The organism is Rickettsia asembonensis (assembly GCF_000828125.2).
Taxonomy (GTDB): Bacteria; Pseudomonadota; Alphaproteobacteria; order Rickettsiales; family Rickettsiaceae; genus Rickettsia; species Rickettsia asembonensis.
Genome location: NZ_JWSW01000015.1, coordinates 1 through 13,766 on the forward strand (window position 1 = coordinate 1; position 13,766 = coordinate 13,766).

A 13,766-nucleotide genomic window follows, 5' to 3' on the forward strand; every position below is an offset into this window, starting at 1 on the left:
TCAACACTCCCTTTATCAAAATATAAGCCAAGCAAAACCATTTTGAAGTCATCCATTACCTGCTTCTACAGATCATTCAATAATTCTTCCGGAAATGGAAGCAGGATTCCATGTTCTTTTAGAAAGATAGATAGTAGCTGATACCGGCATGGCATTTCATCAATCATGGGTTCTTGAATATGAAGCAAGTTTAGGCGGTGAAGGACAGGGAGATCATGGTGGTCATTGTTAATGCAATTAATTAGGTTTAAAGTAACTTATTAGCAAATTGTCATGAGCTTTAAGCGGCTCATGGCATTGTTTGCATGGATACCTAAGTCGTCATTGCGAGGAAATTACGTAAGTAATTGACGAAGCAATCCAGTTAAAAATTCTGATTTACAGAATTTTTATTACTTTTTCTAGATTGCCGCGTCGCCTATGGCTCCTCGCAATGACGACCTGGGTATCAATGCAGACAATGCCTGCTCGCAATGACGACGAAAAACTGTCCACACAACAATGCTTAAATTCCGTTATTATCTACTCAAAGCTTTTAGACCTTCCTTTAGACCGTCTTTTATAAAGGAAATTTTAGCTTGTTTGCTGTCTGCGGTAATTAGTTCTAAATAATTATCATTAGATAAAATCGCGTCTAGATCGTCTTTTGTAATAATAGCTAAAGCCTGACAGCCGTTTACCGTACAATTTACGTATTTTCCGGCTGATATTCGTTTGTCACCGCTATTAATAACTGTACCTGCCGGAATTTGAACATTTGATGGGACTATTTCTATTATCTTTAATTCCTGTTCTTCTTGCTCCCCATCGAAATAACCTATGTGATAAATGGCTAATATTTCTTTTTCTTTATCTTTCTCTAGATTATTAATTTGTTGTGATAAGAAGCAAAGTTGTTTTTTCTCATTATTAAGAGTACAATTTAAGGTCCAAGCTCCGTACTTTTTGGGTGCTGTTGATGCGTTGACGTTTTCTATGCTATACAAAACAAAAGTGCTGGTTATTATAAATAACCCGCTAAAAACAAAAGCAATTTTCTTTATATATTCTCTCATATAGTTTTTAACCTTTTTAAAATATTTTCTTTTCCTAAAATTTCTGTAATTTCAAATACGCTAGGCGAAGCCGTCATACCTGTTATTAAAGCTCTTACGGGTTTCATAATGTCATTTAGCTTTAAGCCATTATGAGTTGCTATTTCTTTAAATTTATCCTGCACGGATTCCTTATTAAACTGCTCAAGTTCGCTTAAGCCTTCTATAACTTGTTTGATTAAATCTGTATCACAATTTTCTATTATTTCTTTTGCATCTTGGTTGTAGATGATAGGCGAATCTACTAGATAAATTTGAGCAAGCCGTGCTAGTTCAAGTAATGTTTCGCTTCTAACTAACAAGCTCGGCATTGCTTGTTTTATATAACTTACCTCTTTCTCACTAATCTTATAATTTTGTTTCAATATCTCTACAGTCTTTGAAGTTAAGCTATCATTGTCAAGCATTCTTAAGTAATGGGCATTAAGGCTATTCATCTTAGCAAAATCAAGCTTAGAAGGTGATTTACCGAGTGAATCAAGATTAAACCATTCTATAGCCTGAGCCGGTGAGATAATTTCATCATCACCGTGACTCCATCCAAGACGCAATAAATAATTACATAAACTTTCCGGTAAATATCCCATATCCTTATAAGCTTCAACACCTAAAGCTCCATGCCTTTTGGATAATTTTGCTCCGTCTGCTCCATGAATTAACGGTATATGAGTCATGCTCGGTACTTCATAGTCAAAAGCATGATAAATAGCGATTTGCCTTGCTGCATTGGTTAAATGATCGTCACCTCTAATAATATGAGTTATACCCATATCATGATCGTCTACTACAACGGCTAGCATGTAAGTAGCAGTGCCGTCACTACGCAATAATACCATATCATCGATATGAGAGTTTTCAATTACTACCTCGCCTTGTAAAGTGTCATGAATGGTTATACTACCTTCACGAGGTACTTTTAGGCGTATTACCGGTTTAATATCGGTAGGGTAGGTGGACGAATCTTTATCATGCCATTCGCTATTAAAAATAAAATGTTGTTTATTTTCTAAAGCTTTTTGTCGCTGTCTTTCTATTTCTTCTTGGCTAGTAAAACAATAATATGCTTTACCTTCTTGCAGTAATCTTAGTGCCGCCTCTTTGTAAAGATCATTACGTTTAGACTGAAATATAACTTGACCGTCCCAATCAAGCCCTAGCCATTTTAGACCTGAGAATATGGCTTCTACCGCTTCTTTAGTTGACCTTTCTTTATCAGTGTCTTCAATGCGAAGCAAGAATTTACCGTTATGATGCCTTGCAAACAGATAGTTAAAAAGGGCAGTTCTTGCTGAACCTATATGTAAAAACCCCGTCGGTGACGGAGCAAATCTAGTAATTACGTTAGTCATATTATCTTTTTTAAAATATATACTAAGAACTGTGTCATACCGTGGCTTGACCACGGTATCCAAAAAACAACTAAAAATACTAATAATATTAGTATTTTTAACTGGATTCCGTGATCAAGTCGCAGGATGACATATACTCTTTCTCCCCAAACACATAAAATAATTCACGTCTATATCATCGCTTAATTTCCATTCATTTTTAGCAGGATCATATACCAAGCCTTTCAGCTCTTTAATTTCAATGTCGGTATCCGTAAGCATTTCATAAATTTCCGACGGTTTTAGGAATTTGCTATAATCATGAGTGTTTTTAGGTACCCAACCTAAAACATATTCAGCAACTATTATTCCAAGTACATAAGCTTTTTTAGTACGGTTAATCGTAGAAATTATTGCCATACCGTTTGGCTTAATATGCTTGACCAAATTTAGTATAAATTGCTGCACGTTTTCTACATGCTCAATAACCTCAAGACAAATTACCGCATCATATAGCTTGTCACTCTGTAATTCTTCTATAGTAGATTGTAAATAATTTATTTTTACGCCGTTTTCCTTAGCATAAGCAGTTGCCGTTTCAATATTACTTTGCAGAGCGTCAATGGCTGTAACATTAAAATCTTGAGCCGCTAGAGGTGTTGCAATTAATCCTCCGCCGCAACCAACATCTAATATTTCTAATTTAGAAATATCGTTGTAATGCGAGGTTATTTTCTCTATTATATATTCAAGGCGAATAGGGTTTATTCGGTGTAAGATACTGAACTCTCCGTCCTTATTCCACCAATTATGAGAAATTTTCTCAAATTTTTCTAATTCTTTTTTATCGATTGAAGACATAGTCTATGATTCTTTCCAATTTCATCCCGTGGCTTGACCGGTGTTGTTGCACGACTCGAAAACCCATTCGATGTCATCCCCGCGAAAGCGGGGATCCAGAAAAATAACTTCAATATTGATATAGAAGTTACATATTTGATAAAATAAACATATAAAAAACTTGTTTTTTATATGTTTTACTGGATTCCCGCCTACGCGGGGATGACATAAACGAGCTATACAACAATACAGGCTTGACCACGGGATGACAAGAGGCTATACAACAAACATATATAATATACTCAGATGACTTTAATAATACTAGCCTTAATTTTAATTAGCTGCATATTTGCTCCCCTTGGCTGCATTGCCCTATGGAAGAGATATATTTATTTTGGTGACGGGCTTGCTCATAGTAGTTTTTTAGCGGCCAGCATAAGTATTATAGCACATTTCCCATTAATATATTCAGGGATAATAGTTGCGATTCTTTTTTCATTTTTTGTGTTTATTTTTAAAAATAATTCTGAAAAAAATGCAGTTATTAATTTGATTTCTAGCTTTATGTTAGCTGTTGCTTTGGTTATTAATTATTTTACTTCTTTGCAGAATAATATAGTGAATTTGTTGTTTGGGGATATTTTATCCGTGTCTTTTAATGATTTGATTATACTGGGGGTAGTGCTAATAACTATTATAAGCTTTATAGTATATTTTTATAATCAAATTCTTCTTATAATCATCAATAGAGATATTGCAGTCATAAAAGGCTTAAAGGTTAATATTATTGAGCTAATATTTTTACTTCTTCTCTCATTATCAGTATTTTCTGCTATAAAGATTGTTGGAGCATTGATGATAACCGCTGTTTTACTTATTCCTGCTATGATCGCACGGTTTATAGCATATACCCCCTCTCAGATGATTATAATATCAATTCTTATCTCTTTATTTATTAATTTTTGTGCTGCACTTAGTTCTTTCTATTTTGACTTACCTTTAACTCCATTGTTTATTATATTAGGTACGTTTATTTATTGGCTACTGTATTTGAAGCGATTATTATGAATAAAAATGAATTTACTGAATATGTCAAAGAATTGTTAGAACCGTATAGTTCAGTAGCCGTTCGTGCAATGTTTGGTGGATATGGTATATATAAGGATGGTGTTATGATAGGAATTATTAAGAGCAATGAATTATATTTTAAGTCAGACCTAAGTACTTATGAATATTTTCAATCTTTCGGTTCTGAGCCATTTGTATATCAAAGTAAAGGTAAACTTGTAACTTTATCATATTGGAAGGTGTTATCTGAAATTATGGAGGATCAAGAGTTATTAGGCAAGTGGTTTAAATTAGCGTTGAATGCTGCTATTAACAGTCAAAAGAAAAAATAAATGTTATCCCGTGACCCCTCTGGCGTTGTTGCATGGATCAGTTTTATCTCTGTCATCCCGTGGCTTGACCACGGTATCCAGTTAAAAATACTAAAATTATTAGTATTTTTTATTGTTTTTATGGACCCCGTGGTCAAGCCACGGGATGACACCGAACGGATTTTTTGGTCCACGCAACAATGCCTTCCCGCATAGGCGGGAATAAATCTAGGTCTTTTAAAAACTACCCAATAGTGCTATGATAATAACATTATTTTACTTGTATGTAAGGATATTGTCCGTTAAATTTTTTTATGCGTTCTTCAATGCTTGTCTTAGGTTTATACTGTTCCCATTTTTTCATACCCTCTTCAAATTTTCCTATAGGAGTATTTAGAAGTTCAATAATAGGCTCAATATCTTCTTGTATTATAAAATCTAAATCTAGCATTTCAAGATTTGCTATAACGTCGCGTGTTATAGAATCCTCTTCTTCATTTTCCTAATCTAGTAATTTTGTATAACCGCCAAAAATTATTTCTATAGTTTCATAAAATTCTGCTGTGGTTATTTTATCTTGCTGCCAAGCTCGTAATAAACTTATTAAATATTCTCGAGTTACTACAAAAGTTCTTTCAGTTACTGACATATATTTTCCTTTTGTTAAAATTCATTATACGTACTTATCCACATTCTTCATAATCGCAAGATAGTCTATCTTACCGTTTGCAAGCAGAGGTATTTCTGAATCGGTAATAATTACTTTCGGTAAATGTAGTAGAGAAATTTGAGCTTTAGATACAGTATCTGCAAAATTTTCTCTATTTATATCGGAACCGGTAGTAAGTAAAATAATTTTTTCTCCGTGTGTTTTATCGGCGATGGAAATAGCAGCGTGCAAGGAATCAGGAGCAATTTCGCTTGCAAGTTCTTCAATTTTTGTAAGAGATATCATTTTCCCCGCTATTTTAGCAAAGCGTTTTAAACGTCCTAAAATTGTTATATATCCTTCAGAATCTATTTTGACTATATCGCCGGTGTCATACCATTCTTTATAAGTATGGTTGCTTTCTAAGTCTAAGTAACCAAGCATGATGTTAGGACCCCTAATGAATAAACGTCCCCCTTCATTTATTCCCTCTACTTTCTCAAGCTTATAATCAATTTTCGGTAATAATCTTCCTACTGTGCCTGCTTTATTATGTATAGGGGTATTGCAAGCTATAATAGGTGAGGCTTCTGTAATCCCATATCCTTCAAAAATACGTATGCCATACTTATTAAGCCAGAATTGTCTTGTAGATTCTTTTAATTTCTCGCTACCGGCAAATATATAGCGTAATGAGTAAAAATCATATGGGTGAGCGTAATTAGCATAACCGTTTAAAAAAGTATCGGTAGAAATTAATATAGTTGCTCCGATATCGTATATAACTTCAGGAATGCTGCGATAATTTAGTGGAGAAGGATATAGAAACAGCTTAATACCGTTTAAAGTTGTAATAATTGCACCACCAAGACCAAAGCAATGAAATAAAGGTAATGAGTTAAATACTATATCTTCAGGACTAAAAGGTACTTTAGCAGTTATTTGATATCTATTAGTTTGTAAATTTCTGTGAGATAGTAATACGGCTTTAGGTTCTCCTTCAGTGCCTGAAGTAAAAATTATCACTGCCGGTTTTTCGTCATCACGATTACGACAAAAATAATTATAATAAGTTTGGGCAAAATAACTTCCTATTTTTGCTTTTAGTTTTAGAGCTGTACCAATCTGATTTTTAAAATCTTCTAAATATATTATTTTAATACCGAAATCTAATAAGTTAGTTATTAATTCATGTAAATTTGCTTTCTCGATAAATTGTTTTGAAGTGTAAACTACTTTAATTTGTGCAAGTTTACAGGAGTTAATAATAGTACTTATGTCGCTGCTCCAGTTAATTATAGCAGGAACATAACCGCTAGATTGCATGGCGTAAAAAGTAATTAACGTATTCGTGGTATTAGGCAACATTAAGCCTAAATTTCTGCCAAAGATATTATTCTTTTTAATTAAATCACCTAGGATAAAAGATTTTAATATTAAATCTCGATAAGTAATCGCATTATTTTTAAAATCATCAACTATTTTTTTCTTAAATCCATGAATTTTAGCAGCTTCTATAAGAGATGAGAATAAAGTATTTTTATAGTCTGAACTCTCAAACATCATGTCAGCCATGATATCATAAAGAGTCCTAGATATATAACTGCGTCGTTCTTGATTATTTGCAGCATTCATATTAGCGAATTTTACCGGCGGTAAAACGGTTATAGTAATTTTAGGAAATATTTTTCTTTTTAATATGTTTTTTAATTTTGATAAATGAGTAAATTGAGTACCGTCTATTCTAACCGGTAAAACGGTAGCACCGGCTTTATCGGCAATCATTCCCGGTCCTTCATATATTTTCATTAAAGAGCCGGTAACGCTTATTCTACCTTCAGGGAAAATTGCTACTTTCTGATCTTTTTGTACTTCTTTTACTAAAGTCTTTATTGCCATTGGGTTACTTGGATCAACCGGCAAAGTTCTTGCCATACGTAAAAACGGTTTAATCCACCATATTTTTTGTATATCAGGACTAATTGCAAAAGTCATTTCTTCTCGTAAGTAAGTAGCAATTAGCGGCGGATCGAGATATGAAATATGATTAGCGACAACTACTACTTTTTTACCTGCTTTTTGAAAATTTTCAAATCCTTTAACTTCAACCTTATACATAAGATCAAAACAGATTTGGAATATTCTTCGCAATAGCTTAAACGGAATAATTTTAACTTCAGGTATTAAACGGTAAATATATATAGTAACGATTATATTAGCTAGGCTAATAAATAATATAATCCAGGGTATAGTGAAATTTAGGTAAAATAATAAAGATAAAATAATTGTTGATCCCACCATAAAAATAGAATTAATGAGATTATTAACGGCAATAATTCGGCTACGATGAGCAGGATTTGCATAATGCTGTAATATAGCAAAAAGGGGAACGATATATAAACCGCCTATTGCTGCTAAGAAAAATAAATCTATAACTATTCGCCAATTATGTCTTTTTGATAAAAATACCAAAATACTTTTTAGCTGAGTAGGTTCATAGTTAACTGAGCTAATTCTACTTGCGAAGAATAAATCAATACCGAAAATACTAATGCCCAGGGCTGAAATAAATAGATATTTTACGGTAATCTCATCTTCAAATATTTTGCTACATAAAAACGAACCGACCCCAACACCAAGCGAGAAAACCGCTAAAAATAAGTTAGCAACATTCTCATCGGCTTTAAAAGTTATCTTAGCAAGTAAAGGTATTTGTGAAATTATAGCAGCTCCGATAAACCAAAACCATGAAATACCAAGTATAGCTAAATATATCTGTTTTTTTGCTTTGGCATATTTAATCATATTTATGCTTTCATCTATAATATTAAAATTTATTTTAATATCACGATTTGCATTTTTAGATTTTGGAGAGAAAAGGCTTGTAATGAAGCCGAGAAAGGCGATGGTAATTAAGGAATAAATTATAAAATTATTGCTGATTGTATAATAGCTGCCGATTATAGTACCGATAAAAATACCGATAAAAGTTCCGGCTTCAACAAAGCCGTTAGCTCCAAGTAGTTCGTCTTTAGTTAGGTGATCAGGTAATACGCTATATTTTATTGGACCGAAAAAAGTAGAGTGTATACCCATTAAGCAAATAGAACAGAACAGAATTAGCAGATTATTATGATGAAATCCATAAATTGCAAAGGCAATTATACCGATTTCACAAATCTTAATAATCTTAATAAGGCTTGCACGTTCGTATTTGTCGGCAATTTGTCCTGCTATGCTTGCGAATATTATGAAAGGTAGTACAAAAGTAGCATTAGCAATTAAAACGAGTAGATTATTATATTTACTTAAAGAACCAGTAATGTTGTAAGTTACAAGGATTACTAGAGCATTTTTTAATATATTATCATTAAGACAACCACATAACTGTACTATAAAATTTGGTAAAAATCGTTTATCTTTGAAAAGATATAATTTGTTTGTGTCCATGATGTAAAATATTTTAAATACCGATTTTGTTGGATTCAAATCGTCATTGCGAGGAAAAATTGAAAATTTTGACAAAGCAATCTCAGGATATTTGACAAGATTGCCACGTCGGGACTATGTCCCTCCTTGCAAGGCATTGCCCGCGTGGATCAATTTCACCTCTGTCATCCCGTGGCTTGACCGGCGTTGTTGCATGGCTCAAGAAATCTGCTCGATGTCATTCCTAGCTAAAAGCGGGAATCCAGCATAAAGCGAGATAAATCAAGCTTTTAATTTCAAAAATTTGTTGTATTTATACCTTTTTTTCTGGATTCCTGCTTTTAGCTAGGAATGACATAAGAGCCATGCAACAAGCCCGGCTTGACCACGGGGTGACGTAGGTTTTACCGGTCCACGCAACAACGTCTCCTTGCAATGACGAAAAAATCAATCCATGCAACAAAATCTAAACTCCCCAAATATTAGCAATTTATATTAATATGTCAAATTGCATATAGATAAATACTTTTTAATGAGGATTATTTAAATCTTCATAATAATCGTGCATTGCTTCTCTATTAGCAGGAATATTATTATTAGATTCCTCTATATCCTGTTTAGGAATAAAAAGAGAAAAAATTTTACTAATTTTAATTATTACTTCATGTAAACTCATATTTATTCTCCTAAAAATTATTTTCTATTCTATCGCTCTTTATAGATATAAGGACCTAGTATCAATATTTTTCTTTATTATTCTTTTCTTTTTGTACTTTCTTTCTTCTTTGTAAATTCTTTTTTAAAGCAGTTGATAAGTTATTAAATTTAGCTGTCGGTTTGGCTTTTTTCGATGCTTCTTTGGTATCTTCGGTAGATGACATAAATAATTATCTTTTCACATTAGCATTATTATATTATATTATGGATATTTTGGAAATAAAACTATAAATAATCTATGAATCAAAGTAATATAATCTCTCCTGAGTTACTGGATGAGAGAAAAAATATTGCAAGGCAAGGGGGCGGTGAAGCTAGGATCAACGCACAACATCAAAAAGGTAAGTTAACTGCACGAGAACGCATAGAAGTATTATTAGATCCGAATAGCTTTACCGAAACAGGTATGTTTGTATCCCATAGATGCAATAATTTTGGGATGCAGGATAAAAAGTTTTTAGGTGACGGTGTTGTAACGGGACACGGTACGATAAACGGTAGGTTGGTATTTATTTATAGCCAAGATTTTACTGTACTTGGTGGCTCACTCGGTGAATATCATGCTAAGAAAATCTGCGATATTATCGATCAAGCTATAGCAACCGGTGCTCCTGTAATCGGTATTAACGACTCAGGGGGGGCAAGAATTCAAGAAGGGGTTGATGCTCTTGCCGGATACGGTGAATTATTTCAGCGTAATGTTTTAGCGTCTGGTGTTATCCCTCAAATTACCTTAATTATGGGACCTTGTGCCGGTGGTGCGGTATATTCTCCTGCCTTAACCGATTTTATATTCATGGTTAAGAATAGTTCTTATATGTTCGTAACCGGTCCCGATGTAGTAAAAACCGTTACGGGTGAAGAAGTAAGCCAAGAAAAGCTCGGCGGTGCTAGAATGCATACCACTAAAAGCGGTGTTGCCGATCTTGCATTCAATAATGATATAGAAGCATTGCTCGAAATTCGTAAGTTCTTTAATTTCCTTCCGTCATCCAATCGTAGTCCTCTTCCTGTTCGTTCGACTATTGACCCTGCCGATAGAGTCGATATGTCTCTTAGCACGTTAATACCTAACACTCCTAATAAGCCTTATGATATGAAAGAGCTTGTTGAGCGTATCGTTGATGAGGGAGAATTTTTTGAACTACAACCTGATTTTGCGAAGAATATCATTATCGGCTTTGGCTATATGGAAGGTTATCCAGTAGGATTTGTGGCTAATCAGCCTTTGCATTTAGCAGGATGTTTAGATATAAACGCCTCAAGAAAAGCAGCAAGATTTATTAGATTTTGTGATGCTTTTAATATTCCTATAGTAAGCCTTGTTGATGTACCTGGATTTCTGCCTGGTACATCCCAAGAGCATGACGGTATTATTAAACACGGGGCTAAGCTGTTATACGCGTATGCGGAAGCTACAGTGCCGAAGATTACCGTAATTACCCGTAAGGCTTATGGAGGTGCTTATATAGTGATGAACTCCAAGCATCTTAGAGGCGATATAAACTATGCTTGGTTTAATTCGGAAATCGCTGTTATGGGTGCAGAGGGAGCAGCCGAGATAATATTTAAGGAAGAATGTAAAGACCATGAAGCTAAAAAACAAAAAATCGATGAATATAGAAAAGTAGTAACTTCGCCTTTTGTTGCGGCATCTAGGGGATATTTGGATGATATTATAAGACCGCAAAATACTAGATGGCGAATATGTAAGGCATTAAATTTCCTGCATACTAAAAAAATAGAATTACCTTGGAAGAAGCATGATAATTTGCCGTTGTAATTGTTATTCCTGTGTGGATAAATCGTCATTGCGAGGAGGCATTGTTGCGTAGACCGGTAAAATCCACTCTGTCATCCCGTGGCTTGACCACGGGATCCATAAAAACAATAAAAAATACTAATAATTTTAGTATTTTTAACTGGATCCCGTGGTCAAGCCACGGGATGACAGAGGTGAAATTGGTCCACGCAACAAGACCTTGCGAGGAGCGAAGCGATGTGGTAATTTCGTGCCAAAGTCCTGAGATTGCTTCGTCAATTACCTCCTAATTTCCTCGCAATGACAAAAACTAAAATTATAACAAAAAACTATGAATAAACCATTATTTGATAAAATTTTAATTGCTAATCGTAGCGAGATCGCCGTTAGGATAATACGTACCTTAAAAAAGATGGGAATAAAGTCGGTTGCAGTATATTCTGAAGCAGATACAAACTCAATGTATGTACAGCATGCAGATGAGGCTTATTATATAGGTGATTCCCCTGCAACGGAAAGTTATTTATCTATTAAAAATATTATTTCAGCGATTCGTGAAAGTGGAGCAAGTGCAGTACATCCAGGTTACGGTTTTTTATCGGAAAATCCAAATTTTGCTAATATCCTAAAAAGAGAAGGCGTTGTTTTAATAGGACCGAGTGCCGGAACTATTAAAAAAATGGGCGATAAAATTGAAGCAAAGAAGATAGCGATAGAAGCCGGAGTTAGCACCGTTCCGGGTTATATGGGAACTATAAACGATGTTAAGCAAGCGGTGGATATTGCTAAAGAGATTGGTTTTCCGGTAATAGTAAAAGCGGCTGCCGGTGGCGGTGGGCGTGGTATGAGAGTGGTGAATAATCCCGCTGAAATGGCAAATGCTTTTGAGTCGGCAAAGCTTGAAGCAGCCAATAGTTTTAGTGACGATAGATTGTTTATTGAGAAGTTAATTCAAACTCCCCGTCATATCGAAATTCAGCTAATTGCCGATCAATACGGCAATAGTGTATGTCTCGGAGAGCGTGAATGTTCAATACAGCGTCACCATCAAAAAGTAATCGAAGAAGCACCAAGTTCTTTTATTACTGAAGATATAAGGCAAGAAATGTATCGGCAGGTAATATCTTTATCTGAAAAAGTTGGATATTATTCGGCTGGTACTGTTGAGTTCATAGTAGACAACGATAAAAATTTCTATTTTTTAGAAATGAATACAAGGTTGCAAGTCGAGCATCCCGTTACTGAGCTAATTACCGGTATAGATATCGTTGAAGAGATGATAAAAATCGCAGCTGGCGAGAAATTATCATTTATGCAAGATGACATAAAATTAAAAGGTTGGGCATTTGAATCACGAATTTGTGCCGAAAACCCAAGCCGAGGTTTCTTACCTTCTAGCGGTAGAATTATAGCTTATTCCGAGCCTGCAAAGAGTCCTAATATCCGTATAGATACAGGAATTGGGCTTGGCGGTGAAGTAAGTATGTTTTATGATTCGATGATTGCAAAATTATGTACTTACGGTGAAACAAGAGAGCAGGCGATTGAGGTAATGCGTTCTGCTTTGAGTTCTTATATAATTAACGGTATTGCTCATAATATCAGTTTCTTAGAAGCTGTAATGCTACATCCCCGCTTTGTTAGCGGCGATATTTCTACTGCCTTTATTCAAGAAGAATATCCTGACGGTTTTTCTGGAGCTAGTCTAACTTCAGAAGTAACTACCGTATTTTTAGCAACGGCTATTTTTATTTATATATCAGAGCAAAGACGTGCTTCTTTAATTTCCGGCAATATTAACAATCAGGCTAACAAAATAGGTACAAGATGGGTGGTAACTATCGATGATAAATTATTCCCTGTATTAATTACACCTGTTGAAAACGGCTATAATATACGTCACGAAAGCGATAGAATATATATTCGTAGTAACTGGAATTTAGGTAACGAGCTTTTTACTGCTATAATTAACGGTAAAAAGACAAATGTGAAAATTGAGAATATCAGAACCGGTTATTTATTATCGCATGCCGGTATTAGCGTAAAAGCCTTTGTACGCTCTCCTCGTATATCAGAACTTGAAGCGTTAATGGTCTCAAAAGTAGTGGTAGAAGAAAGCTCCGAACTACAAGCTCCTCTAAGCGGTCAGATTGCTGCGATAAAGGTGAAAGAAGGGCAGGAAGTGACGGCAGGACAAGAAATTATGATTTTAACTGCTATGAAAATGGAAAACCTGATTCTTGCCGAAAGAGACGGGAAAATAGCTAAAATTTTTGTTAATGAAAAGGATAATGTTGTAAGAGGACAGATATTATTAGAATTTGCTTGATATATTCTGCTATCGCTATTGCGAGTGGGCATTTGCCCGCGTGGATCAATTTCACCTCTGTCATCCCGTGGTCAAGCCTATAGTACTGGGCAGTTTTTGAGAAGACCTCGATGTCATTCCCGCGAAAGCGGGGATCCAGGCTAAAAAATCTTAATTTCAAAAATTTTCTGTATTTATACTTTTTTTCTGGATTCCCACTTTCGCGGGAATGACATAAAGAGCATACCGGTCCACGCAAC

General features: G+C 34.7%; 16 protein-coding genes and 1 pseudogene. 7 read left to right on the plus strand and 10 right to left on the minus strand.

Annotated features, from left to right (window positions below; genetic code table 11):
* Window positions 1-518 precede the first annotated feature (518 nt).
* On the minus strand, window positions 519-1,055 hold the full coding sequence (locus SB78_RS02785; protein ID WP_041078474.1) for an invasion associated locus B family protein: 537 nt from the start codon (window positions 1,053-1,055) through the stop codon (window positions 519-521).
* Window positions 1,052-2,443 (minus strand): glutamate--tRNA ligase, encoded by a 1,392-nt coding sequence (gene gltX / locus SB78_RS02790; RefSeq protein ID WP_041078476.1) that lies wholly within the window; start codon window positions 2,441-2,443, stop codon window positions 1,052-1,054. The genes SB78_RS02785 and gltX overlap by 4 nt, the downstream gene beginning before the upstream one ends.
* A 31-nt stretch (window positions 2,444-2,474) precedes the next feature.
* On the opposite strand from gltX, the gene SB78_RS10020 reads away from it, so the two are divergent.
* Window positions 2,475-2,573 (plus strand): palindromic element RPE4 domain-containing protein, encoded by a 99-nt coding sequence (locus SB78_RS10020; RefSeq protein WP_199402722.1) that lies wholly within the window; start codon window positions 2,475-2,477, stop codon window positions 2,571-2,573.
* On the opposite strand, the gene ubiG is transcribed toward SB78_RS10020, so the two are convergent.
* Entirely contained in the window at window positions 2,558-3,283 is a 726-nt protein-coding gene (gene ubiG, locus SB78_RS02795) for a bifunctional 2-polyprenyl-6-hydroxyphenol methylase/3-demethylubiquinol 3-O-methyltransferase UbiG (protein WP_041078478.1), read from the minus strand. The genes SB78_RS10020 and ubiG overlap by 16 nt on opposite strands.
* A 285-nt stretch (window positions 3,284-3,568) precedes the next feature.
* Here ubiG and SB78_RS02800 point away from each other — a divergent pair, with 285 nt between their 5' ends.
* Both SB78_RS02800 and SB78_RS02805 read left to right on the plus strand, forming a co-directional pair.
* Window positions 3,569-4,330, plus strand: a complete 762-nt coding sequence (locus tag SB78_RS02800; RefSeq protein WP_041078480.1) for a metal ABC transporter permease — start codon at window positions 3,569-3,571, stop codon at window positions 4,328-4,330.
* Complete coding sequence (locus tag SB78_RS02805; RefSeq protein ID WP_041078482.1) at window positions 4,327-4,662, plus strand: TfoX/Sxy family protein; 336 nt, start codon at window positions 4,327-4,329, stop codon at window positions 4,660-4,662. The genes SB78_RS02800 and SB78_RS02805 overlap by 4 nt, the downstream gene beginning before the upstream one ends.
* A 20-nt stretch (window positions 4,663-4,682) precedes the next feature.
* Here the strand turns inward: SB78_RS02805 and SB78_RS11930 are convergent.
* The 4 genes and pseudogenes from SB78_RS11930 to SB78_RS02815 all read right to left on the minus strand — a co-directional run.
* Window positions 4,683-4,848, minus strand: a pseudogene (locus SB78_RS11930) (tRNA lysidine(34) synthetase TilS); the annotation flags it as partial.
* Between the two features lie 64 nt (window positions 4,849-4,912).
* Window positions 4,913-5,092: a hypothetical protein gene (locus SB78_RS02810; protein ID WP_041078484.1), complete on the minus strand. Its 180-nt coding sequence runs from the start codon at window positions 5,090-5,092 to the stop codon at window positions 4,913-4,915.
* A gap of 51 nt (window positions 5,093-5,143) precedes the next feature.
* Window positions 5,144-5,290 carry a hypothetical protein gene (locus SB78_RS09635; RefSeq protein WP_158510090.1) on the minus strand — a complete coding sequence of 49 codons (147 nt, stop codon included), beginning with the start codon at window positions 5,288-5,290 and terminating at the stop codon, window positions 5,144-5,146.
* Window positions 5,291-5,314: 24 nt separating this feature from the next.
* Entirely contained in the window at window positions 5,315-8,740 is a 3,426-nt protein-coding gene (locus tag SB78_RS02815) for an acyl-[ACP]--phospholipid O-acyltransferase (protein ID WP_041078486.1), read from the minus strand.
* A gap of 46 nt (window positions 8,741-8,786) precedes the next feature.
* Between SB78_RS02815 and SB78_RS09640 the strand changes: the two genes are divergently transcribed.
* Entirely contained in the window at window positions 8,787-8,990 is a 204-nt protein-coding gene (locus SB78_RS09640) for a hypothetical protein (protein WP_158510091.1), read from the plus strand.
* A 42-nt stretch (window positions 8,991-9,032) separates the two neighbouring features.
* Here SB78_RS09640 and SB78_RS09645 read toward each other — a convergent pair whose 3' ends face one another.
* The 3 genes from SB78_RS09645 to SB78_RS10030 all read right to left on the minus strand — a co-directional run bounded on the left by SB78_RS09645 (window position 9,033) and on the right by SB78_RS10030 (window position 9,600).
* Window positions 9,033-9,179, minus strand: a complete 147-nt coding sequence (locus tag SB78_RS09645) for a hypothetical protein (protein ID WP_158510092.1) — start codon at window positions 9,177-9,179, stop codon at window positions 9,033-9,035.
* Between the two features lie 69 nt (window positions 9,180-9,248).
* The gene (locus SB78_RS10025) at window positions 9,249-9,395 is read right to left on the minus strand and encodes a hypothetical protein (protein ID WP_199402718.1); all 147 of its coding nucleotides are present in this window, start codon (window positions 9,393-9,395) and stop codon (window positions 9,249-9,251) included.
* A gap of 61 nt (window positions 9,396-9,456) precedes the next feature.
* On the minus strand, window positions 9,457-9,600 hold the full coding sequence (locus SB78_RS10030) for a hypothetical protein (protein ID WP_187145856.1): 144 nt from the start codon (window positions 9,598-9,600) through the stop codon (window positions 9,457-9,459).
* 74 nt (window positions 9,601-9,674) lie between these two features.
* Between SB78_RS10030 and SB78_RS02820 the strand changes: the two genes are divergently transcribed.
* Genes SB78_RS02820 through SB78_RS02825 form a run of 3 tightly spaced genes read left to right on the plus strand, consistent with a single transcriptional unit; the run spans window position 9,675 to window position 13,527 of the window.
* Window positions 9,675-11,219 (plus strand): acyl-CoA carboxylase subunit beta, encoded by a 1,545-nt coding sequence (locus SB78_RS02820; RefSeq protein ID WP_041078488.1) that lies wholly within the window; start codon window positions 9,675-9,677, stop codon window positions 11,217-11,219.
* 44 nt (window positions 11,220-11,263) lie between these two features.
* Window positions 11,264-11,488 carry a hypothetical protein gene (locus SB78_RS10695; protein WP_241773685.1) on the plus strand — a complete coding sequence of 75 codons (225 nt, stop codon included), beginning with the start codon at window positions 11,264-11,266 and terminating at the stop codon, window positions 11,486-11,488.
* Window positions 11,489-11,529: 41 nt separating this feature from the next.
* Window positions 11,530-13,527 (plus strand): acetyl-CoA carboxylase biotin carboxylase subunit, encoded by a 1,998-nt coding sequence (locus tag SB78_RS02825; RefSeq protein WP_041078490.1) that lies wholly within the window; start codon window positions 11,530-11,532, stop codon window positions 13,525-13,527.
* Window positions 13,528-13,766: the final 239 nt, after the last annotated feature.

Excerpts from the sequence above, each read along its gene's own strand:
- SB78_RS10030 (WP_187145856.1), bottom strand. The coding sequence starts at position 9,600 with ATGTCATCTACCGAAGATACCAAAGAAGCATCGAAAAAAGCCAAACCG.
- SB78_RS02825 (WP_041078490.1), top strand. The coding sequence starts at position 11,530 with ATGAATAAACCATTATTTGATAAAATTTTAATTGCTAATCGTAGCGAG.
- SB78_RS02800 (WP_041078480.1), top strand. The coding sequence starts at position 3,569 with ATGACTTTAATAATACTAGCCTTAATTTTAATTAGCTGCATATTTGCT.
- SB78_RS02785 (WP_041078474.1), bottom strand. The coding sequence starts at position 1,055 with ATGAGAGAATATATAAAGAAAATTGCTTTTGTTTTTAGCGGGTTATTT.
- SB78_RS02805 (WP_041078482.1), top strand. The coding sequence starts at position 4,327 with ATGAATAAAAATGAATTTACTGAATATGTCAAAGAATTGTTAGAACCG.
- SB78_RS09635 (WP_158510090.1), bottom strand. The coding sequence starts at position 5,290 with ATGTCAGTAACTGAAAGAACTTTTGTAGTAACTCGAGAATATTTAATA.
- SB78_RS02820 (WP_041078488.1), top strand. The coding sequence starts at position 9,675 with ATGAATCAAAGTAATATAATCTCTCCTGAGTTACTGGATGAGAGAAAA.
- gltX (WP_041078476.1), bottom strand. The coding sequence starts at position 2,443 with ATGACTAACGTAATTACTAGATTTGCTCCGTCACCGACGGGGTTTTTA.
- SB78_RS10025 (WP_199402718.1), bottom strand. The coding sequence starts at position 9,395 with ATGAGTTTACATGAAGTAATAATTAAAATTAGTAAAATTTTTTCTCTT.
- SB78_RS02810 (WP_041078484.1), bottom strand. The coding sequence starts at position 5,092 with ATGCTAGATTTAGATTTTATAATACAAGAAGATATTGAGCCTATTATT.
- ubiG (WP_041078478.1), bottom strand. The coding sequence starts at position 3,283 with ATGTCTTCAATCGATAAAAAAGAATTAGAAAAATTTGAGAAAATTTCT.
- SB78_RS02815 (WP_041078486.1), bottom strand. The coding sequence starts at position 8,740 with ATGGACACAAACAAATTATATCTTTTCAAAGATAAACGATTTTTACCA.